Origin of the sequence: Citricoccus parietis, assembly GCF_042433045.1 — a bacterium.
Lineage (GTDB): Bacteria > Actinomycetota > Actinomycetes > Actinomycetales > Micrococcaceae > Citricoccus > Citricoccus parietis.
The window spans coordinates 134,996-158,073 of the sequence record NZ_JBHLWH010000011.1; the positions used below are offsets into that span (position 1 = coordinate 134,996).

The 23,078-nt window shown below is 69.4% G+C and carries 13 protein-coding genes; all 13 read left to right on the plus strand.

Features of this window, described 5'->3' with window-relative positions; all coding sequences use genetic code 11:
* Nucleotides 1-82: 82 nt before the first annotated feature.
* Complete coding sequence (locus tag ACFFIO_RS03855) at nt 83-889, plus strand: biotin--[acetyl-CoA-carboxylase] ligase (RefSeq protein ID WP_378040278.1); 807 nt, start codon at nt 83-85, stop codon at nt 887-889.
* Nucleotides 890-953: 64 nt separating this feature from the next.
* Nucleotides 954-1,601, plus strand: a complete 648-nt coding sequence (locus ACFFIO_RS03860) for a PH domain-containing protein (protein ID WP_378040279.1) — start codon at nt 954-956, stop codon at nt 1,599-1,601.
* Nucleotides 1,602-1,812: 211 nt separating this feature from the next.
* Nucleotides 1,813-2,952 (plus strand): adenylate/guanylate cyclase domain-containing protein, encoded by a 1,140-nt coding sequence (locus tag ACFFIO_RS03865; protein WP_378040309.1) that lies wholly within the window; start codon nt 1,813-1,815, stop codon nt 2,950-2,952.
* A gap of 160 nt (nt 2,953-3,112) precedes the next feature.
* Nucleotides 3,113-9,325, plus strand: coding sequence for an Ig-like domain-containing protein (locus tag ACFFIO_RS03870; RefSeq protein WP_378040280.1), 6,213 nt, complete (start codon nt 3,113-3,115; stop codon nt 9,323-9,325).
* A 68-nt stretch (nt 9,326-9,393) separates the two neighbouring features.
* On the plus strand, nt 9,394-10,470 hold the full coding sequence (locus tag ACFFIO_RS03875; protein ID WP_378040281.1) for an AAA family ATPase: 1,077 nt from the start codon (nt 9,394-9,396) through the stop codon (nt 10,468-10,470).
* Between the two features lie 16 nt (nt 10,471-10,486).
* The gene (locus tag ACFFIO_RS03880) at nt 10,487-11,881 is read left to right on the plus strand and encodes a DUF58 domain-containing protein (RefSeq protein ID WP_378040282.1); all 1,395 of its coding nucleotides are present in this window, start codon (nt 10,487-10,489) and stop codon (nt 11,879-11,881) included.
* Between the two features lie 23 nt (nt 11,882-11,904).
* Entirely contained in the window at nt 11,905-14,439 is a 2,535-nt protein-coding gene (locus tag ACFFIO_RS03885; protein WP_378040283.1) for a transglutaminase TgpA family protein, read from the plus strand.
* Between the two features lie 8 nt (nt 14,440-14,447).
* On the plus strand, nt 14,448-15,764 hold the full coding sequence (locus ACFFIO_RS03890) for an RDD family protein (RefSeq protein ID WP_378040284.1): 1,317 nt from the start codon (nt 14,448-14,450) through the stop codon (nt 15,762-15,764).
* A complete protein-coding gene (locus ACFFIO_RS03895; protein WP_378040285.1) occupies nt 15,761-16,660 on the plus strand; it encodes a PP2C family protein-serine/threonine phosphatase in 900 nt (299 codons plus the stop codon). Before ACFFIO_RS03890 ends, ACFFIO_RS03895 begins: the two co-directional genes overlap by 4 nt.
* Before the next feature lie 2 nt (nt 16,661-16,662).
* Nucleotides 16,663-18,666, plus strand: a complete 2,004-nt coding sequence (locus ACFFIO_RS03900; protein ID WP_378040286.1) for an FHA domain-containing protein — start codon at nt 16,663-16,665, stop codon at nt 18,664-18,666.
* A complete protein-coding gene (locus ACFFIO_RS03905) occupies nt 18,663-20,348 on the plus strand; it encodes a serine/threonine protein kinase (protein WP_378040287.1) in 1,686 nt (561 codons plus the stop codon). Before ACFFIO_RS03900 ends, ACFFIO_RS03905 begins: the two co-directional genes overlap by 4 nt.
* 267 nt (nt 20,349-20,615) lie before the next feature.
* On the plus strand, nt 20,616-21,272 hold the full coding sequence (locus tag ACFFIO_RS03910) for a hypothetical protein (RefSeq protein ID WP_115933118.1): 657 nt from the start codon (nt 20,616-20,618) through the stop codon (nt 21,270-21,272).
* A 124-nt stretch (nt 21,273-21,396) separates the two neighbouring features.
* A complete protein-coding gene (locus ACFFIO_RS03915; RefSeq protein WP_378040288.1) occupies nt 21,397-23,043 on the plus strand; it encodes an arylsulfotransferase family protein in 1,647 nt (548 codons plus the stop codon).
* Nucleotides 23,044-23,078: the final 35 nt, after the last annotated feature.

Consider the following 23,078-nt stretch of genomic DNA (forward strand, 5'->3'; position numbering starts at 1 on the left):
TGTAGGAACCGCACAAGATTGGTGCCGGTGGCCCCCGTATTGGTCCAGCGAATGACCAGTACCACCCGCTATACCTAGAGGCATGACCGTTACGTGGCTGGAGCAGGCCGACTCGACACAGGAACAGCTCATCGCCCAGGCCGCGGCCCAACCGGACCGGTGGCCACACCTGTCCGCCCTGGCCACCCTGAACCAGCGGTCGGGCCGCGGCCGCAGGGGGCGCGGCTGGACCACCGCTCCTGGCACGGCCCTGTCTGTCTCCGTGGTGCTGCGCCCGGAACTGCCCGTGGAGCACTTCAGCTGGGTCACACTGGTGGCGGCCGCCGCCACCAGCGCAGAGCTGCGGAGTCTCGGAGTCCCGGCCCAGGTGAAATGGCCCAACGACCTGCTGGCGGAGGACGGCCGCAAGCTCTGCGGCATCCTCGCCTCGGTACTGCCGGACCAGTCCGGGATCGTGCTGGGGCTCGGCCTCAACCTGGACTTCGGTCCCGGCGGGGCCCCGGTCCCCACGGCGACGTCGGTCGCCGAGTGGGTGCCCGAGGGGGCCGTGCCCTCGGCACCGGACTTGCTGAACGCCCTGCTGGGCGCGCTCTCTGCGCGACTGGACGGCTTCACCCGCGCGGTCCGCGAGCACCCCGGAGAGGTGGACGGAGCGCATCCGGCCGCGGCCGGCGTCGTGGGCCGGCTGGCGACCCTGGGCACCGAGGTGACCGTGCACCTGCCGGACGGTTCCCGGCTGACGGGGACCGCGAGGGCGCTGGGACCCGGCGGAACCCTCCTCGTGGAGCCGGCCGACCGTGGGAAGATGGACACAGCGGTGCCCGGCACCACTCGACGCGGTGACCTGCTGGAGGTTTCCGCCGCTGACGTGGTGCACCTGCGCCGCTGACGGACTGCAGCCGGACCGCTGCAGTCCGAGGCAACCCGATGATCCCTGGAGAGGATGGCCCGACGTGGGACTGAGGCTGGCGCCCGGTGAGCAGGTACGCGTGCGTACCCGCTCGCACCCGCGTGCCCTGACGATGCCCGTCCTGCGCCTCATGCTGATCGCCGTGGCCACCGGCTACGTGCAGGGCTTCCTCGCCCGGCCGGACCTGGCGGACTTCATGGTGGAATCCCGCAGCTGGCTCGTGGTCGTCGCCTGGATCCTGGCCGCCGTGGCCCTGCTCTTCGGTTGCCTGCGCCCCGCCTGGCGTTGGTTCAACCGCCGCACCCTGCTGACCACGCGCCGCATCCTGCAACGGGCCGGAATCGGCAAGTCCAGGGAGCGTTCCCTGCACCTGCTCTCCGTCTACGACGTCCGCCTGCGCCAGCGCCGCGGGCAGAAGATGACCCGTTCCGGGGACCTCCTGGTGGACCATGGGGCCGGCGGCTCGTGGGTGCTCGCGAACATGCCCGAGGCGGCGCGCTTGCGGGAACTGATCCTCCGGGAAGTCGGCGCCCTGCACCAGGAGATCTCCGCCCACGCCGGGACGGCCGGCCCACCCGCGGAGCCAGGACCAGCACCGGGACCGGCACTGCGACCAGCACCGGGACAGGCACTTCGACCGGCACCAGGGTCGGCACCAGGACCAATGATGAGGGGTGGCTACCGTGGCTGAGTACACCGGTCCGATGGACGACTGGGATGACCTGCCCGAACCGACGTCCCTGGATGACCACGGTGATCTGGGCCTGCTGACCGAGGGTGTCCAGCCCGCGGCCGATCAGCCGTCCGGGCCCGCACCGGCGACAGGCCCCGCCCCGGCACCCGGCCCCGCCCGGACGCCCGAGGACGGCCCCGCTGACGCACCGCTGCCGCAGACAGCGCAGATGGAGCAGGTCCCCGCGGAGGGCGTGGAACGCCAGGCCCGGCAGCCGGCCCCGGACACCACCACCACGTCCGCGCTGGCCTTGGAGGACGAGCAGGAGGTCACCACCTGGACCCAGGCGATCTCGGCCCTGGAGAAGGACCTGCTGGGCGGACCGCGCTCGATGACCCGGCGGGACATGGCCAGTGAACTCGGCGTCTCCCTGATCTCGGCCCGTAAGCTCTGGCGCGCCCTGGGCTTCCCCAATGTCAAGGACGAGGACCGGGCCTTCACCCAGCAGGACACCGACGCGATCGGCACCATGATCGACCTGGTCCGGCGAGGCATCCTGAACGAGGAGACGGCCATCTCCCTGACCCGCTCCATCGGCCAGATGACGGATCGCATGGTCGTGTGGCAGATCGAGGCCCTCGTGGAGAACAAGATCAGTGAGGGCATGACGGATCCGCAGGCCCGCCGCGAGGTGGTCCGGATGCTGCCGGAGATCATCGAACCCCTCGAAGAGGTCATGGCCTATTCCTACCGGCGGCAGCTCAACTCGGCGGTGCAGCGTCTCACCGTCCGGGTGGAGGCGGGCCTGGCGGCCAGTGCCGTGGGCCGGGACGGGTCTGAGGACGACGCCCCGTTGCCGCTGGCCCGCGCGGTGGGCTTCGCGGACATGGTCTCCTACACCTCCCTGTCCCGTCAGATGAACGAGCGCACGCTGGCCCAGATGGTGCAGCGCTTCGAGAACAAGTGCGCCGAGATCATCTCGATCGGCGGTGGCCGGCTGGTCAAGACGGTCGGTGACGAGGTCCTGTTCAACGCCGAGACGCCGGAGGCCGGAGCCCAGATCGGCCTCGCGCTGGCGCAGGCCATGGCCGACGACCCCGTGTTGCCCTCGTCCCGCGTCTCCGTGGTGTGGGGCCGCGTCCTCTCCCGGCTGGGGGACATCTACGGCCCCACCGTGAACCTCGCCTCCCGGCTGACCGCGCTCGCGGACCCGGGCACCGTCCTGGTGGACGCGATGACGGCCATGGCACTGGAGGCGGACGATCGGTTCGTCCTGGTCCCGCAGCCTCCGCGGATGGTCCGGGGATTCGGCGAGATCCGGCCGTCCATCCTCATGCCCGGCTCCGGCAATGGTCTCGTGGTCGATTGACACTGGCCGACGGTCACGGGCGTATATGGGGAGAACTACCCATGCCCTCAGGGCCATTTCAGGTTTGCGCCTTCGGCTGAACCGGTAGACTTCCCCTTCAGTGGCCGCTGTGCCGTTGGCGCGCAGGACGGCCCGTGATTTCACCATCGGGGGATAAAACGTGGGGACAGGTTTCGGCGCCGGGCGCCAGGGCGCGTTGAAGGCGACGGCGTTCGTGGGTGTCTCCGCCGTGGCCGTGACCGGCGCCATCCTCTATCCGGGTTTCCAGACCGCGGACGTCGATCTCAATGACGGTGGCGTGTGGGTGGTCAACGCGGCAGAGAACAAGGTCGCCCACCTCAACTACCAGTCTCAGACCCTCGACGGCGGCGTGGCCACCACCATGACCGAGTTCGACCTGGCGCAGCACGCGGACCAGGTCTACCTCCGCGACCTCGAGATGGGCGCCGCCACCACCGTGGACCCGGCCGCCTTCGTCCTCTCCGACGAGACGATGCTCCCGGCCAACTCCTCCTTCTCCTACGGCGAGAACATCGTGGCCGTCTCGGACACGGAGCAGGGCCGGGTCTACGCCGCCACCACCCAGAACCTCGGGGCCATCTCCTCCGAATCCGCGGACCCGTTCTACGAGGGCGAGGGCCGGGTGCTCTCGGCCGTGGGCCGCGACGACACGGTGTGGGTGGCCGACCTGGACGCCAACCTCATCAAGGGCTTCCGCCCGCTGACGGACGAGGAGCTCCGCGAGCAGTCCGATCAGGGCAGCTCCACCGAGGCGGTCGGGGATGGCGAGGCCCCGGCTGGCGAGGAGGACACGGACGGCGCCCCAGAAGGCAACGACGACGGCGCGGATAGCGACCCGGCCGGCTTCCGGGAGGTCTCGTCCACCGAGATCGACGGGCTCGCCGGGATGGCCGAGCCACAGATCTCGGCCGTCGGGGAGACGGGCGTCATCTTCGATGCGGCCTCCGGCACCCTGGTCACCTCCGAGGGCGAGGCCTCCAGCGTCGTCGACCCCGCCGAGGGAAAGCTCCAGGCGCCGGGACCGGAGGCGGACGGGGCCGTCGTCGCGCTCGCCAACAAGACCGCGACCGTGCCGCTGGCCGGCGGGGAGCCCCAGTACACCACCGTGGAGACCACCGGCGCCCCGATCCAGCCGGTGCGCGTGGGGACCTGCACGCACGCGGCCTGGCAGGGTTCCGGCCTGTACCAGCGTGACTGCGACGATGATTCCCAGGACACCACCGAGCAGATCCCCGAGATGCCGGCCGAGGCCCAGATGGTGTTCCGGGTCAACCGGGACGTGGTGGTGCTCAACGACATCTCGCAGGGCAACACCTGGCTCGTGGCGGACGGCATGAAGATCGTCAACAACTGGGCGGACCTGGAACCGCCGAAGGGCGAGGGCGAGCAGGAGGAAGAGGAGTCGGACGAGATCACCGACTCCATCGAATTGCCGGACCGCCAGGAGGAGAACCAGAAGCCGGTCGCCGAGGATGACACCTTCGGCGTCCGTGCCGGGCGCACCACCGCCCTGCCGGTGCTGTTCAACGACGTGGACCCGGACGGCGACCTGCTGACCGCGGAACTGGCCGGTAACCAGCCTGAGACCGGCACCCTGCAGGAGATCTACGACGGCACGGGATTCCAGATGGTGGTCCCCGAGGACGCGAGCGGTTCGTCCTCCTTCACCTACACGGCGGACGACGGTCGTGGGGGGACCGACCAGGCCCAGGCCACCGTGCGCGTGGTCCCAGAGGACGAGAACAGCAAGCCCGTCCAGGAACGGGTGACCACCCTGCGGGTCCAGGCCGGAACCGAGGTCTCGCAGAACATCCTGACGGACTGGAAGGACCCGGACGGGGACGACCTGCAACTGATGGGGGCGGTCTCCGAAGACGGTGATGTGGTGCGGGTGCGTCCGGACGGCGTGCTGACCTTCGAGGACGTCGGCAAGACCGACGGCACCAAGGAGTTGGAGATCACCGTCTCCGACCGGCGCGAGTCGGAGACCGGCCGGGTGGTCATCGAGGTGCTGCCCAAGGGTGCGGCCCCGCCGATCACGGCCACGGACCACGTGACCGTCAACGTGGGAGAGGAGGCCACCTTCTCACCGCTGGAGAACGACTTCGACCCGACCGGGACCGAGCTGCGCCTGGCCCATGTGGATCCGATCTCCGGTGCGGACGTGGACATGAACAGTGACACGGGCACCGTGTCCTTCCGCTCGGATCAGGAGAAGACCTTCTACCTGAAGTACGTCGCCACCAACGGGCCGGCCTCCGCCCCGGGGCTGATCCGGGTGGACGTGAAGGACCCGGACAAGAACACCGGTACGCCGGTGGCCGTGCGTGACGTGGCGCTGCTGCCCGCCAACGGCGAGGTGCTGGTCAACATCCTCGGCAACGACTCCGATCCCGAGGGCGGCGTGCTGGTGGCCCAGCAGGTGGACGTGCCGGAGGACGCCCCCTTCAACGTCTCCGTGGAGCGCAACGCCGTCCTGCGCGTCACAGACCAGCAGGGACTCACCGAACCGGTGACGTTCACCTACACCGTCACGAACGGCACGGCCGCCTCGAAGGGCGAAGTCACCGTCATCCCGATCCCGGCCCCGGAGTCCATGGAGCCGCCGCGGCCCAATCCGGACACCGCCGTGGTGCGGGCCGGAGACGTGGTCACCGTGCCGGTCCTGGACAACGATGTCCATCCCAACGGTGCCGAACTCACCCTCGAGCCCGAGCTGGCCGAGGGCGTCGACGAGGCGGACGGCCTGGTGTCAGTCTCGGACAACAAGATCCGGTTCCGTGCCGGCGAGGAGGCCAAGACGGTCTCCGCCGTCTACACCGTCTCCGGACCGGACGGCCAGCAGGCCTCAGCCCGGGTGACGTTCCACATCAACGCACTGGACCTGGAGAACAACTCACCGCCGTCTCCGGAGACCGTGGAGGGCCGCGTGTTCTCCGGCGAGACCGTCGCCATACCGATCCCGCTGGACGGGATCGACCCGGATGGGGACTCGGTGTCCCTGGTGCAGCTGGAGAATCCCCCCACCAAGGGGTCCGCGAAGGTCACGGCCAACTCGATCGAGTACACGGCCACGGCCGGCTCCACCGGGACCGACGTGTTCACCTACGTGGTCGAGGACCGCCTCGGGGCCCGTTCCACCGGGACCATCATGGTCGGCATCGCCCCCGTGGCGCAGGAGAACACCCCTCCCGTGGCCGTCAATGACTCCATCCAGGTGCGCCCGGACCGGCCGGTGGCCGTGGACGTGCTGTCCAATGACACGGACGCGGACGGGGACGAGCTGAAGTTCGTGGACACGCTGGAGGCCACCGAGGGCTCGGACGCCGCCCTGGTGGATGGCCGCATCCTGCTGACCTCACCGGCGGAGGCCGGGTTCGTCTCCGTGCGCTACACCATCACGGACGGCCGCGGTGGTCAGGACACCGGAACGCTGACGGTCGAGTCGGACCCCAACGCACCGCTGCGTGCGCCGATCGCCCGGGACGACCGCGTCTCCTTCCGGGAGACCGTGGATGAAGACCAGGTCACGGTGGACATCCTCAAGAACGATGAGGACCCGGACGGCACCCCGGACGATCTGGTGGTGGACTTGCCGGAGAACCCGGAGGGCGTGACCCTCACGGAGGACAACCAGCTGGTGGTCCCCGTGCAGTCCAACCCGCAGGTGATCATCTACCGGCTCACGGATGCCGACGACCTCTCCGCCTATGCCTTCGTGATCGTCCCCGGAGCTGGTGAGGCCCGCCCGACGCTGCGCTCCGACGCGCCGATCGAGGTGACGGCCGGTGAGGAACTGCCCCTGAACCTGGACGACCTCGTGGTGGTCCGGGATGGCAAGTCGCCACGGCTCACCGAGGAGTCCAAGGTGTCCTCGACGCCGGAGTCCGAGGGCGGCCTGGTCCGCTCCGCCACCGACCTGGTCTTCACCCCACCCGCGGACTTCACCGGCGCCGCCTCCGTGACCTTCGAGGTGACAGACGGCTCCGGACCGGATGACGCCGAGGGCCTGAAGGCGGTCCTGACCCAGCCGGTCCGGGTGCTGCCGCGCCCGGATGAGAACATCCCGCCGCTGTTCCAGTCCAACACCATGGAGGTTGCCGCCGGTGGCGATCCGGCGAGCCTCGATCTGGCCCAGGCCGCCTCCGACCCGGACCCGGACGACGCCGAGAACCTCACCTTCGCTTTGGGGGAGTCTTCCATCGAGGGCCTGGATGTCAACCTCGAGGGGTCCGTGCTCACCGCCAGCGCCGGTGCAGACACCCCGAAGGGCACCCGCGGCACCGTCCAGGTGACGGTGACGGACGGCAAGTCCGATCCCGTGCCGGCGCAGGTGACGCTCACGGTCAATGCCTCGGACCGCCCACTGACGGTGGCCAACCCGGACACCGTGCCGGACGCCCATCAGGGCGGGGCTGAGACGGTTCCCGTCCTCGCGAACGACGTGAATCCGTTCGAGGGCGAGGGTGAGCTTCAACTGGTGGGTACCGAACTGGCCGGCGGAGCGGGAGAGGCCGTGGTTTCCGGTGACTCGGTGGTGGTCACCCCCGATGAGAACCTGGTCGGCCAGATGACGGTCCAGTACACCGTGCAGGACATGACGGAGGATCCCGACCGCCACGTCCAGGGCACCATCACGCTGAACGTGAAGGGCGTGCCCGAGGCTCCCGGTATACCCCGGGTGGATTCCGTGGGTGACTCTGAGGTCGTGTTGACGTGGGACGCTCCGGCCAACAACGGTGCGGCCATCACGGGCTACACGGTCACCGCAGATGGCGTGAACCAGGAGTGCGCGGCCACCACGTGCACGATCTCCGGACTGACGAACAACCAGGAGTACACCTTCGCGGTCACCGCCACGAACGAGGTCGGCGAGTCGGATCCTTCGGTGTCCTCGGCCCCGGCCCGGCCGGATGTGGAGCCAGAACAGCCGGCCCCGCCAACGGGGACGGACGGGGACCAGAAGATCGACCTGACGTGGACCGCCCCGGTCAATCGGGGTTCGCCCATCACCTCCTACACGGTGGAGATCTCACCGGCACCCGCGGGCGGTGTGACGCAGAAGACGGTCTCGGGCACCTCCACCACGTGGGAGGGCCTGACGAACGGCACCGCCTACCAGTTCCGGATCCAGGCCGTGAACGACGCGGACCGGCCCAGCGAATTCTCCGGATGGTCGTCATCGATCACCCCGGCCGGGGTACCCATGCAGCCTTTGGCCCCCTCGGCCTCCCGGGCCGAGTCCGCCGTCAACGGAGGTGTGGCCAACGTGCGGTGGAGTGCGCCCAACAACAATGGCGCGTCCATCTCGAAGTACCACCTGCACGTCTACGAGGGCGGCAAGTTGGACAGGACGATCAGCGATATCAGTGGGACATCGCAACAGGTCACCGGCCTGAAGACCACCTCGTCGTATTCCTTCTCCGTGGTGGCAGAGAACCGGGTCGGGAAATCCGAAGGCTCGCCACGCTCGACTGCGGTCACCCCTTACGGGCGGCCGAAGGCGCCATCCAAGCCCTCGATCGATGCCACCGGCAAGAACAACACCATCAAGGTGGACTTCAGCCCCGGCTCGGCCAACGGCTCGCCGATCACCGGTTACCAGTACCAGGTCAGCGGTGGCAGCTGGAATAACATCAGCAGGCCGGGCAGCACCATCAACGTGGGCAGCAACGGCAAGGACGTGACCGTGAGGGTCCGCGCCCTGAATGCGGCCGGTGCCGGTGACGCCTCCGGATCCTCCAACCAGACCAGTGCCTACGGCCCGATCAAGGACGCCGCGAACGTCAAGGCCAGCGGCGGCGAGAAGAAGGTGTCGTTCAGCTGGAACCCCAACGTACGTGACTACGAGAACGGGCGCGGGCTGACCATGACCGTCACGGTGGACGGCCAGAAGGTCGACGCCACGTCGGGCTCCTTCACCAAGGACGTCGGGTATTCCACGACGTCCACGGTCGTGGTCAAGGTGGCCACGACCCTGGACTCCTCCGCCCAGCAGTCGAGGGAATGGCCGAAGCCGGCCACCTCGAACGAGGCCCCGCCGCCACCGCCACAGCCGAAGGTCACGATGCAGCCGGGTGACACGGTCAACATCCCCGGTCAGTGCACGTCAGACTGCCGGAAGCTGGAGGTATCGGTCCAGGATTTCCCAGCGGGCAACCACGTTGTCCAGTGCATGTCTGACCGGGGCGGGACGCACCAGTTCAATAATTCCACCCACACCATCTCGGTGGGGTCTGGGGGCAGCGCCCGCAAGATGATCAATTGCTGGCACGGCACCTACTCGGGTCCGCATTTCAACGTCTGGGCACGTGTCAACGGCATCGACTCCAACAAGATGCGGCCCTGGTAGTTTCCTGGTCGCTCGGTCCTCACCTCACCACTCAGCACACTGAAGCCCCACGAAAGCGAGCAACACCCATGACCATGACCACCGAACAGGCCGAGTGGTTCGCCGGGACGTTCGAGAAGATCTCGGACAACATCGGCCAGGCCATCCTGGGCAAGGAGGACGTCATCTCGCTGGTCCTCACGGCCATGCTCACGGATGGCCACGTCCTGCTCGAGGACGCCCCCGGCACCGGCAAGACCATGCTGGCCCGCTCGCTGGCCGCCACGGTCAAGGGCACCCACTCCCGCATCCAGTTCACGCCGGACCTGCTGCCCTCGGACGTCACGGGTGTGACCATCTACGACCAGAAGTCCCAGGAGTTCGAGTTCCACCAGGGGCCGATCTTCGCGAACATCGTGCTGGCCGATGAGATCAACCGCGCCTCGCCGAAGACGCAGTCGGCCCTCCTGGAGGTCATGGAGGAGTCACGGGTGACCGTGGACGGCGTCACCTACACCAACGAGCGCCCCTTCATGGTCATCGCCACCCAGAACCCCATCGAGCAGGCCGGTACCTACAAGCTCCCCGAGGCCCAGCTGGACCGCTTCCTGATCAAGACCTCGATCGGCTACCCGGACCGCAAGTCCACCGTGGAGCTGCTCTCCGGCGCCGCCACGAAGGACCGCTCCGGTGCCCTGACCCCGATCATCACCACCCAGGCCATCCGGGACATGACCGAGCTGGCCACCACCGTCCACGTGGACGGGGCCGTGCTGAACTACATCGCCGAGCTGACCGAGGAGACCCGCCTGGCGGACGAGACCAGGCTGGGCGTCTCCGTGCGCGGGGCCATGGCCATGGTGCGCGCGGCCAAGGTGCGTGCCGCCTCCTACGGCCGCAACTACGTGCTGCCGGATGACATCAAGGACCTCGCCCCGCATGTGTGGACCCACCGACTGGTGCTGGACCCGGAGGCCGAGTTCGCCGGGGCCACGCCCCAGGCTGTCCTGACGCGCGTCCTGGCCACTGTCGGAGCCCCGCAGCATCGGTCCGAGGCCCCCGTGCCGGCCGCCGCCATGGCGTCCGGTCCGGCTGCCGGTTCTGCCGCCGACGAGGCGAACGAGGACACCGTGTACCGCGGTGGCTCGTCCGCCACCGGCGCATGAGAGGCCCCCGCACCACATGAGCACGCAGTCATCACCCGAAACGCGACGTTCGCGGCGCTCCACGAAGGCCCCCAGCCGCCGTGGATCGGCACCCCAGGCCACCACCCCGCAGCAGAAGGGCCCCTCGAAGTCCTCCGAACGGGCCAGCAAGGCGGCGGTCCAGCTTCAGGACCGCTGGCGTCGCCTGCGGGAGACGACGGCGGTCACCACCGAGCCGGCCCTCGAGGCCGCGACCGGGTGGTGGGGCAAGAACGTCCAGCCGGTCCTGGAGGTCATCTCCCCGTTGGGCTGGCTCGTGCTGGTCATCACCGTCGGGTCCTGGGTCGTCGGACTCGTCTTCGGCTGGGCCGAGGCCATCGTGGCCGGGCTGGTGGGCGTGTTCCTGCTGCTGCTCGCCATCGGGTTCATCCTGGGCCGGTCCTCCTATCGGGTGGATCTGGACCTCGCGCGGTCCCGCGTGGCCGTGGGTGACCGTGCCGTCGGCGCGATCGAGGTGACCAACACGGCGGACAAGGCCTTGATGCCGGCCGCCATGGAACTGCCCGTGGGGCGGGCCACCGCCGTCTTCCAGTTGCCGCGCATGCGCCCGGGTGCCGTGCACGAGGACCTCTTCACCATTCCCACGCATCGCCGTGCGGTCATCACGGTCGGCCCCGTGCGCTCCGTGCGCCAGGATCCGCTGGCCCTGCTGCGCCGCCAGTTGAAGTGGACCGAGCCGGAGGAACTGTATGTCCACCCGAGGACGGTGGCACTGCAGGGCTCCTCGGCCGGGTTCATCCGCGACCTCGAGGGCCTGCCCACCCGTGACCTGTCCAGCGCGGACGTCTCCTTCCACGCGCTGCGTGATTATGTCCCCGGAGACGATCGCCGCCACATCCACTGGAAGACGGTGGCCCGCACCAACAAGCTCATGGTGCGCCAGTTCGAGGAGACCCGGCGCGCACACCTGGCCATCGCCCTGTCCACGAGTACGTCCGAGTACGCCACCGAAAACGATTTCGAGCTCGCGATCTCGGTCGCGTCCTCCATCGGTCTCGAGGCCTTCAAGGAACAGCGCAACCTGTCCATCCGCACCCATGCCGGCCCGGTACACACGGAGACAGGGCGCAACATGCTGGATGACATGACCCGGATTGAGGGCAAACCCCTGCGCAAGACCAGTGTGGACGTGGCTCGCGAGACCGCTGACCACGTCCCCAACGCCTCCGTGTTCTTCCTCATCACCGGGGACCAGCCGACCGCCGGAGACCTCCGCAAGGCCACCAACCACGTGCCCCCGGGCGTGCGTGCGTTCGCCATCCGCTGTGCCCACGGCCTGGAGACCCAGCGCGCCAACATCGGCGACCTCACCGTCGTCTCGATCGGCGACCTGCAGGACCTCGGGCTGGCCCTGCGCAAGGCGGCGGCATGATGGCCCGCGGCGCGAGGAAGTCCATGCCGACCCTGCCGAAGCAGGCCCGGCAGAAGGGATTCAGGTTCGGCTTATCCTGGGCCCAGATCGTGATCGACGCCGCGGTGCTGATCGTGCTGCTCGGCCTCGGCCTGCTGGGCTTCCAGGACACCTTCGCCGGAGACTGGCATTACCTGGTGGCCGGATTCGGCGGCATCGTGCTGGGCCTCGGCATCGCCCTGGCCAGCGCCTACCTACGCTGGAACGTGTGGATGTCCACCGGCGCGGCCATCCTCGGCTACCTCGTCTTCGGGTTCGCGCTGGCGGCTCCCGCAGAGGCCGCCGTCGGCTTCCTTCCAAGCCTGGATGCACTCGTGGTCCTGGTGACCGGGCCGGTCACGGCCTGGAAGGACATCCTCACCGTGGCCGCCCCGGTGGGCGTCAACGGCGGCATGCTCGTGGCCCCCTACCTGTCCGGGATGTTCACCGCACTCGTGGCCGGTCTCCTGGCCTGGCGGGTCCGCATGCCCTACTGGACCGTCATCCCCGTGCTGGTGATGACCGTCGTCGGGATCATGTTCGGCACCAAGGACGCGCCCATGGCCGTGGTGCGCGGCATGCTGCTGATCATGGGCGCCGTCGCCTGGCTCGCGTGGCGTCACCACCGGATGCGCGTGCAGGGAACTCGAACAGACACAGGCGGCGCTGACGCGGCAGACACCACCACGGTGTCCAATCCGGCGACCGCACGCAAGATGGTCTGGCGCCGCGTCGGCATGGGAGCCGCCGTGCTTGCCGTCGCCGGTCTGCTGACCGCCTCCGCCTCGCCGCTGTTGCTGCAGGACCAGGACCGCAAGGTGCTGCGCGACGTCGTGGATCCGCCCATCGAGCTGTTCGACTACCCGAGCCCGCTGATGAAGTTCCGCCAGTACGTCAAGGACCAGCACGAGGAGGTCCTGTTCACGGTCGAGGGGTTGCCGGAGGGGCAGCGGGTCCGGCTGGCCGCGCTGGATGCCTATGACGGCATGGTCTACAACGTGAACCCGCAGTCCGGGGGCAACTTCTCGCCCGTCGGTGATGCCTCCCGGCTCTCCGGTATGGCCGAGACCGAGATCCCGAACCGGGCCACCGGCACCCTGGACATCAGCATCGAGGCCTACAACGGGGTCTGGCTGCCCGGCGGCGGCAAGCTCAACGGCGCCGTGCTGCAGGGACCGCGGGCGGACCAGCTCTCGACGTCGCTCTACTACAACGACGGCAACGAGACCGCCCTGTCCACCATCCCGCTGCAGGAGGGCGACTCCTACACCGCGGACGTGGTCTTCCCGGTGCAGGTGGCGCCCGAGGAGCTCGAGGGGCAGGACTTCGGCGAGATCGTCATGCCGGAGTTGACCGGGGTGCCGCAGGTCGTCCCGGAGAAGGCCGCTGAACTGACGGGCAACCAGGACCAGCCCTTCGGCATCGTCAGCGGCCTGGCGTCCACCCTTCACGAGTCCGGCGCCTTCTCCAACGGCCGCGAGGGCGAGGTCACCTCCCTCTCCGGCCACTACGCCGGCCGCATCACCCAGTTGCTGGACGCCGAGCAGTGGATCGGAGATGACGAGCAGTATGCCGTCGGCATGGCTCTGATGGCCCGGTCCCTGGACATCCCGGCCCGCGTGGTCATGGGCTTCTATCCGGAGAACTATCCCGCGGACGGCGGCCCGATCCAGATCAAGGGCAAGGATGTCCACGCCTGGGTCGAGGTCAATTTCGCGAACGTCGGCTGGATCGCCCTGGACCCCACCCCGGACAAGGACAACGTCCCCACGCCGCCGCAGCAGGAACCCAAGTCCACGCCCAAACCGCAGGTGCTCCAGCCCCCGCCGCCGCCGCAGGAGCAGGCCGACCTGCCTCCGGACACGGCACCGGAGCCCCAGGATGCCGAGCAGGAGGAACGGTCCTGGTGGGACCAGTGGGGCCATATCGTCATGATCGTGGTCTACTCGCTGATCCCGCTGCTGATCCTGATGATCCCGCTGCTCATCATCGCGATCCTCAAGGGCCGCCGCCGCAAGAGGCGGCGTGAGGCGCAGACACCCGCCGAGCAGGTCTCGGGCGGTTGGTCCGAGGTGCTCAGCCTCGCCACGGACCTCGGTTCCGAACCCCAACGCTCCGGCACCCGGCGCGAGCACGCCACGGAGCTGGTAGGGGCCTTCCCGACGGCGGCCGCCGGCACCACGCTGCTGGCCCGCCGCGCGGACCAGGCCGTCTTCGGCCCGGGAGAGCCGAACGAGGCCCAGGTCGCCGACTACTGGGCAAGGGTCGACGAGAACATCGCCGGCATGCGTGACTCGGTGAGCGGCTGGCAGCGGTTCCGGGCGAAGTACACGCCGCGGTCGCTCATGCTCGAGGCCCGGGCCCGTCACCGTCAGCGCCGCCAGCTGAAGAGACAGCAGCGTCAGGCGGATCGTGCCCGGATGGCCGAACGGCGCGGAGGCGACCGGACCGCAGAACGCCAGGCCCGTGCCGCCCGGCGTGGCGGCCGGAGCCGCGGAGTCCGTACAGTGGACCAGCAAGCTAGCGAGAAACAGGAATAAGGTACCCCGTGCAGAAAACCCTGAACCTGGTCAACGCACCGGCCGGCAAGCGCTTGGCGGCCTGGGTGATCGACCAGATCATTCCGGCGCTGGCCGTGGGCATCGCCACCGGTGCCACGTTCCCCGCGGTGCTGGACTCCGCCGGGGTGGCCCAACAGGAGGCGTTGGCCACCTACACCATGGCCCTGCTCATCGCCTCGGTGGTGTCGCTGGCCTACACGGTGTGGCTGTGGGGCTGGCAGGCGTCCGCGGGCAAGACTCCCGGCAACCTGGTCCTGGGCCTGCGCGTCACCTCCGAGGAGGGCACTCCCGCCGGCTGGGGCCCGATCTTCCTGCGCTGGGTCATCGTCTCCGTCAGCGGTATCGTCCCGGTGATCGGCCCCATCCTGATGCTGCTGTCCAACATCTGGGACACCAACCACCAGCGCCAGGGCTGGCATGACAAGGTGGCCCGCACCCTCGTGGTGGATGTGAACACCGGCCGCAACCCGCTGACCAGCGGTGGCCTCTACGGCCCGTCCACCTTCGCGCCCGGCGCCCTGCAGCCCGGGGACCCCGGTCATCCGGAGACCGGGGTGTCCGTGCCGCCGGCGTCCCGCTGGCCCGCCTTCAACCCGGCCGTCGCCGCCGGCCCCATCACCTCCGTGCCCGGCGCGGGCCAGGCCGCCGCCCCCGGGGCACCCCAGCCGGGCGCACCGCAGCAGCCGGCCCAGCCGCCGTCGGGCCCCTTCCCCGGACCCGCGACCGGCACATCCGCAGTCCGACCGGCTCCCGCCGTCCAGGCGGCGGCCAACGCGCCGGCCGCCGCCGGAGCATCAGCTCCGGCCCCTGCGGGTGCTCCGGCCCCGGCCACGTCCGGTGCGGGGCAGTCCTCCTCGGGCTACAACGAGAATCAGGTCGTTTTGGTCGGGGGCGCTGCCGAGACGGCGAACCCGGGTGACCCGGACCAGGAAATGGGATCCACCCAGCTGCGCAGCCAGGTGAGTAGGGGACCCGCCGCCGTCAAGCTCCGGTTCGACGACGGCCAGAGCCACGTGCTCGCGGGCTCGGCCTTGGTGGGCCGCAACCCGGCCGCCGCCGCGGGGGAGACCGTGGACTTGCTCATCCCGTTCGCTGACATGGGCCGTTCCGTGTCCAAGACGCACCTGCACCTGACCGTCGACTCGACCGGCGTGTGGGTGACCGACCGCAACTCCACCAACGGCTCGGGCGTGACCCCACGCGGGGGCGAACGTCAGCGCCTCGATCCCGGCCAGCCCGTCTTGGCGGCGGTCGGGGCCACGGTGCATTTCGGTGACCGTTCCTTCACGGTGTCGGCTGCATGACCTTGAATTCCAGTGTGGATGTGCCCCAAAGACCTTTCCGCCTCAACTATGGCTTCGGCTCCCATCGGGGCCTGCGCCGGCAACTGAACGAGGACTCGCTGGTGGTGACCGGCAACCTCTTCGCCGTGGCCGACGGCATGGGCGGCCACGAGGCCGGCGAGGTCGCCAGCCGGATCTGCGTGGAGACGCTGGCGGCGGGGGTCAAGGAGGTCCGCAACGATCTCACCGCTGACGAGCTGCAGCAGCTCATGGTCACGGCGGACCAGGCCATCCGCCGGGTCGGGGGATCCCGTGCGGGGACCACGCTGGCCGGGGTGGCCATCGTCCGGGAACTGCAGGGGCTGTACTGGATGGTCTTCAATGTGGGGGACTCCCGTACCTACCGGCTCTCCGAGGGCGAGTTCGAGCAGGTCAGCGTGGACCACTCGGAGGTCCAGGAGATGGTGGACGAGGGGTACCTGACGGATGAGGAGGCCCGGCACCACCCGCGCCGGCATGTCATCACCCGGGCCCTGGGCACCGGTGAGGCGTCCGTGTCCGACTTCTGGATGCTGTCCGTCCATGACGGCGACCGGCTCATGGTCTGCTCGGATGGACTGACGTCCGAGGTGCCCGACGAGGAGATCCGCCGTGAACTGGCAGAGAACCACTCGCCGCAGGATGCCGTGGATGCGTTGATCCGGCGGGCCCTGGACGGTGGCGGCCGGGACAACATCACGGTGATCGTGGTGGACGTGGAGGACACGGATGCCGAGGGCGACCGTGAGTCCACGTCCCCGCGGCCCGGTGAGGCGGACGAGCAGCAGACCACGCGCCCCCGGTTCGACGGGGGCAGCGGCGGACGGATGGTCAACGGGGAACGCGTGTTCGGCATGGACGAGGGTGAAGGGGAATGACGGTGAGCCAGACGGCGAAGGTCCGCTACAGTGCGGGCCCATGGTTGGGCCTCGTACGCGGCCGGTGCCTGGTGGCGCTGCCCGCGGACGCCAGCGAGGAGACGGCCGCCGTGGCCTGGGACCTGCTCGCCGGGACGCCCGGTGTCGAACGGCTGCTGGCCACCGTGTTGTCCGGCCGCCTGGACCTCACGGGACTGCCCTCCTTCGCCATCGTGTCCTTCCGCGAGGGCACCACGCTGCACGCCATCCTGCGGGGTGATGTGGTGCTGCGGATGAACTGCACCGACGGAAGCCACACGGAACTGATCGGTACCGGAGTGGCCACCTGGAATGAGCGGGTCGTCCACGGCGTGGAATCCTTCGAGCTGCTCGTGGACGATGCCGTGGCGGACGTGGAGAACCTGCCTCTGGAGGCCGGTGCCGTTCGACTGGCCGCCCTGCACGCCGATCTGGTGGTGCGTTCCGAGTCGAGTTCGGACGAGGCCGACGAGGCCGACGAGGCGGTTGATGTCGATCTCGCCGTGCCTGCCGTCGGCCCGGCGGACCACGCCGCTGACATCCCGGCCGACGATGCCGAAGAGTCCTCGGCCGACGCCGTCGACGATGCAGAGACGTCCGAGACGGACGACGGCGTGGACGCCGATGCCGGCTCAGCGCCGGCTGAGGACATCGACGACGACGCAGGAACGTCCGAGGCTGACGCCGAGACATCCGACGTTGAGGGCGGCGAGTCAGCGGACGATGATGGCGATGCCGACGAAGCCGGCCCCGAGAACGAGTCGGAACCAGAGTTCGAACCGGACATCAACGCCACGATTGAACCGGGCCCCCGCACGGAGCCGTCTGAATCCGTATCCGAGCAGGAAACGGCTGCCACGGGGGAGACCACCCAGGTCCAGCCGAGCACGGAGACGGCCGACGCCGAGGACGCTGACGAGGACGCTGACAAGAACGACGACGTGCACGGCGAGGAGGAGCAGACCCACGACGAGGCCGGCACCGACACCGACGATGTCGATGACCGGACCATTGCTGGGCCCCCAGCCTCGCCGAGCGCCGTGGAGGCCTCAAGCGACAGGCAGCCCCGGCCGAGCAGCCCCGTCCCCGGCCCCCAGGAGCTGATCGACTCGGTGCCGTGGCTGGCCGCAGCCCGCAAGACCGTCCCGGCTCAGCCTCCGGAGCCAGTCGCCAGTGAGATGGTCGTGGTCCCTGCGGACCTGGGGATGACGGTCGCCCCGGACCAGTCACCGGACGATCACTCGCACGACGACTCGGAGTCCCGTTCCGATGCCACCGGCGGGATCCCGACCAACGCGCAGGATGCGGATGACGCTGACACGGTCATGTCCCCGTCTGCTCCTGGCGTGGCATCCATCCCGGCACCCATCCCGGCTCCGCCAGCGCCCTCGGCCGGGCCGACGTCGGGCCCTGCGGGGACCGCCAGGGAGGAGGACCATGACGGTGAGACCGTGATGAAGTCGGACCTCGACCCCCAGGACCTGCCGCCCAGCGCGCCCGCCCCCGGCCCGGTCCCGCCGCCGTCGACGGGGCCGGTGGTCCTGGCCCGCCAGTGCTCCCAGGGGCACGCCAACCCGCCGACCAGCGCCACCTGCGGCATCTGCGGCCAGTCACTCTCGGGAGAGGCGCAACAGCTGCGCCGTCCGTCCCTGGGCCGCATCCGCATGTCCACGGGGGAGGTCGTGGAGTTGGACCGACCGGCCGTGATCGGGCGCCAGCCGCAGGCCCACCGGGTCGGCTCCGGCACCATGCCCCGCATGCTGCAGGTCCGCAGCCCCAACGGTGACATCTCCCGCTCGCACTGCGAGGTGGTGCTGGAGGGATGGCATGTGCAGCTGCGGGACCTCAAGGCCACGAACGGCACGGTGCTGATCCGCGAGGGACAGGCGCCGCGACGGCTGGGTCAGGGCGAGTCCCTCATGGTGCTGGACGGTGACATCGCCGATCTGGGTGATGGCGTCTCGCTGCGCTTCGAGGGGCTGCTGTGAGCGGTAAACGGCCACCGGCCCCGCCGCCGCACATCGACGGGTTCCGGTACGTCAGCCTGCTGGGCTCCGGCGGCTTCTCGGACGTCTACCTCTACGAGCAGGACCGGCCTCGCCGCAAGGTGGCCGTCAAGGTGCTGCTCTCCGGCCTCAAGACCGAACGGGCGCGCAAGTCCTTCGAATCCGAAGCCAACCTCATGGCCCAGCTGTCCTCGCACCCGTACATCGTCACGATCTACGAGGCGGACATCACCGAGGACGGCCACTCCTACCTGGCCATGGAGTACTGCTCCCGGCCCTCCCTGGACCTGCGCTACCGCCGCTCCCGGTTGGGCGTGGACGAGGTCCTGGCCGTCGGCATCCAGGTCTCCTCTGCCGTGGAGTCCGCGCACCGGGCCGGGATCGTGCACCGGGACATCAAGCCCGCCAACATCCTGACCACGGACTACAACCGCCCCGCGCTCACGGACTTCGGCATCTCCGGCACCACGGACATGCTGGACGACGATGCCGGGATGTCCATCCCGTGGTCCGCGCCGGAGGCCTTCGCCGGGGGGAGCCCGGACGGTTTCGCCATGGACGTGTGGTCCCTCGGTGCCACGCTCTACACCCTGCTCGCCGGGCGGTCCCCGTTCGTGCGGCCGGGTGCGGACAACTCGCAGAAGGAACTGATCTCCAGGATCGCCAAGGCCCCTCTGCCGCCCCTGAACCGGGCGGACATGCCGGCCTCGCTGGAGTTGGTGCTGGCCACGGCGATGGCCAAGAACCCCGGATCCCGCTTCCCCTCGGCGCACTCGTTCGCGCTGGCGCTGCAACGGGTCCAGGCCGAGTTGGGCCTGTCCGTCACACCGTTCGAGGTCATGGACGAGTCGGGCTCCCTGGAAGCGGAGGATGACGAGGTCGAGGAGGGCGGGGACGCCACCCGCGTGCGGCAGATCGTCTCCATCGATCCTGATCGCGGTTCCACGAACACCTCACGCCACTTCCCACCGATGCCCCCGCCCTCCGCGCCGGGACGTCGGCAGGATGAAGTGGACGATGCCACGGTCATGCGACCTGCCCGGGGAACCGCGCCGGCCGGCCCGACCCCGGACGACGATCCCACCATCATGGGCGGGCGCGTCGGAGGCGGCTTGGCCGGTTCCCGGGCGCCGTCACGCCCGGCGAGGTCCTATCCCGACGCCGGCGGGGAGTGGGAGCCCGACGGCACCACCGCGCGGCGCGTGGAGGAACAACCGGCGGGTTCGCCGTTCGCCGCCTGGATGGGCGAGAACAAGGTCGGCATCATCGCCTCGCTGGCGGTGCTGGTGCTGGGCATCGTGGGTGCCGTCTGGCTGGCGAACAGCATGGCCGTCCAGCCGCGGGAGGACCCGGACCCCACCTTCATCAGTGAGTCGCCGGGACTGCCCCTGCCGGAACCCGAGGATCCCGTGGCGGCCGCCGAGAACGTGACGGCCACGGCGGACGGGGCCGAAGCCGTGTTCACGTGGGAGAACCCTGATCCGAAGGAGGGGGACACCTACATGTGGAGGACGTCCACGGCCACGGGTCAGGGGCGGATCACCACTGCGGACGAGGCCTCGGCCACCACCCCCGTGCTGGAGGAGGACCGGACGTGCATCGAGGTCGTGGTGATCCGGTCCAACGGGAAGCAGTCTGACCCGACGGTCGGGTGTGCGGACTGACGACCCTGTCTGTGCTGCAGCGCACGCACGGGCGGTCATGGCCGGGCACGGAACCGCCAGGTCGACACAATGACGGCTCTGGACAGGTTTTACCGGCATCATGGGAGTGAGACCTACAACCAGGGGGGAGTGGCGATGAGCGTGGACGAGCAAGGCCAACGGGTCCAGCCGGCTTTGCCGGACGGGCAGGACCATCGAGACCAGCAGCCCACCGAGGGCAGCGCGGCGGCGCTGTCGATCGACTTCGTCGGCGAGTGGTACGAGGTCATGCCGGACCAGGTGTTCACCATCGGCCGCGAGGGTGACTTGGAGATCGACGACAACCCGTACCTGCACCGCCGGTTCATGGAGATCCGGCAGATCGACGGGCTGTGGTGGCTGTCCAACGTGGGCACCATGATCTCCGCGACCGTGGCGGACTCCTCCGGCGGCATGCAGGCCTGGGTCTCGCCCGGCTCCCGCATCCCGTTGGTCTTCGGCCAGCTGAACGTGGTGTTCACGGCCGGGCCGACCACCTATGAGTTCTCGGCGCACCTGAAGAGTCCCTCGTTCATGCAGCAGTCCAACGGCAATGACGCCGTGGGGGAGACCACCATCGGCCCGGTGATCTTCACCCCGGCCCAGAAGGCACTCATCGTGGCCCTGGCCGAGCCGATCCTGCGCCGCGGCGGCACCGGGTTCTCCACGGTGCCGTCCTCTGCCAATGCCGCCAAGAGGCTGGGCTGGCCGCTGACCCGGTTCAACCGCAAGCTGGACAACGTCTGTGACAAGTTGGACCGCGTGGGCGTGGCCGGACTGCGCGGCGGTGGCGGCAAGCTGGCCACGAACCGCCGTGCCCGGCTGGTGGAGCATGCCGTGACCTCCCACCTGGTCACTCCGGATGACCTGCCGCTGCTGGATCAGGCCCTCGGCGACGAGGACTGACCCGGCTGCGCCGCCGTCTGGACTGAACCGGCTGTGCCGGGCGGGGCCGACCGGACTGAGCAAATCACCGGCCGCCGTCGGCCGAAGCTTGGCGCGGCCCTGCCGCGCAAGGTAGACACAACGCATGCGCGCCGGGTCTGGATATGGAGGCGAGCATCCTTCTCGGGTGCTCGCGGCGTCAGCGATGCTGACCGTGGCGCTGGCGGTCTCCGCCTGTACGGCTGACGGCGGGGGCGGAGCGGCAGTGGGGAAGCAGCCGATACCGCACCAGAGTTTCGCCAGCCGCCCGGACCTCAAGCCTCCGGTGGTGGAGATCACCCCTGGTCCCGCCTGGTCAGACGAGTACGAGCAGTCCCAGGAGTTCACGTTTCTGACCCCGAACTACGGCTCGGAGACTCCCTCGGACGGGGCCGTGATCCTGGACGCCCGGGGCGAGCTGGTGTGGATGAGCCCGGCCGAGGACGACGACTCGGAGGACAACCCGTTCGACCTGCGGGTCCAGGAGTACCAGGGAGAACCGGTGCTCACCGTCTACGAGGGAACCAGTGACGGGGGCATGGGCGATGGTGAGGTGATCGTCCTCGACCAGTCCTATGAGGAGATCGCCCGCGTCACCACCGGCGGCTCGCTGGGGCCTGGCCTGGCGGACTTCCACGACACGACGATCACGCCAGAGGACACCATGCTGATCGCCGCCTACGTGCCGGCACCGGCAGATCTCAGCGACGTGGGCGGCCCGGAGGACGGGTACATCCAGGACGCCGTGATCCAGGAGGTCGACATCGCCACCGGTGACGTGCTCTTCGAGTGGAGCGCCATCGGCCATGTTCCCCTCACGGAGACCATGCTCGACTTCGATGACGAACAGGCGGAACTGGAAAAGGAAGCCGAGGAATCCGAACAGGCCGATTCGTCCGAAGCCTCCGACCCACAGACCGGACCGCCCGAGCTGGGCACTGAGGAGCACCCCTTCGACTACTTCCACATCAACTCCGTGACGGAGGACGACGACGGCTCCCTGCTGGTCTCGGCCCGCCACACCAACGCGGTGTACAAGCTGGACCGCGCCACCGGCGCGGTCGAATGGACTTTGGGCGGCTCGGCCGGCGACTTCGAGATGGGCGAGGGAGCGGACTTTACCTGGCAGCACGATGCACACCGGAGCCCAGACGGCACGCTGACCCTCTTGGACAACCACTCCCACGGTGGCAGCGATGACGAGTCCTCCCGCGGTCTGCGCCTGGCCTTGGACGGAGACGCGATGACCGCGGAGGTGGCCACCGAGTACCTTCCGCCCTCCGATCGAGTGGCCAGTTCCATGGCCAACGCGCAGCAGCTGTCCAACGGGAACATGCTGATCGGCTGGGGTGCCCGCCCGCACTACTCCGAGTACACGCCCGGTGGCGAGCTCATCTACGACGTCTGCCACGGCGACGAGTGCATGGGGGACGAGTTCGAGGGCGGCGGCGGCAGCTACCGGGCGTACAAGTTCGCCTGGGAGGGGCGGCCCGCCGTCGAGCCGGATGTCACCGTGCAGGAGCGCGACGGTGAACGGCTCGCCCACGTCTCCTGGAACGGAGCCACCGAGGTCGCCCGGTGGCGGCTCGTGGCCGGCGAGGACGAGAGCAGCGCCACCGAGCAGGCCGTCGTCGACCGCGAGGGGTTCGAGACGGCCATCCCCGTTCCGGACGATGCCGCGGAACTGCCCTACGCCGTTGTCGAGGCCCTGGACGCCGAGGGCACGGTGCTCGGGGCGGCCCAGGCCCGGTGAGCGCTCGCGATCAGGCAGAGGGTTATCCCGGGGGT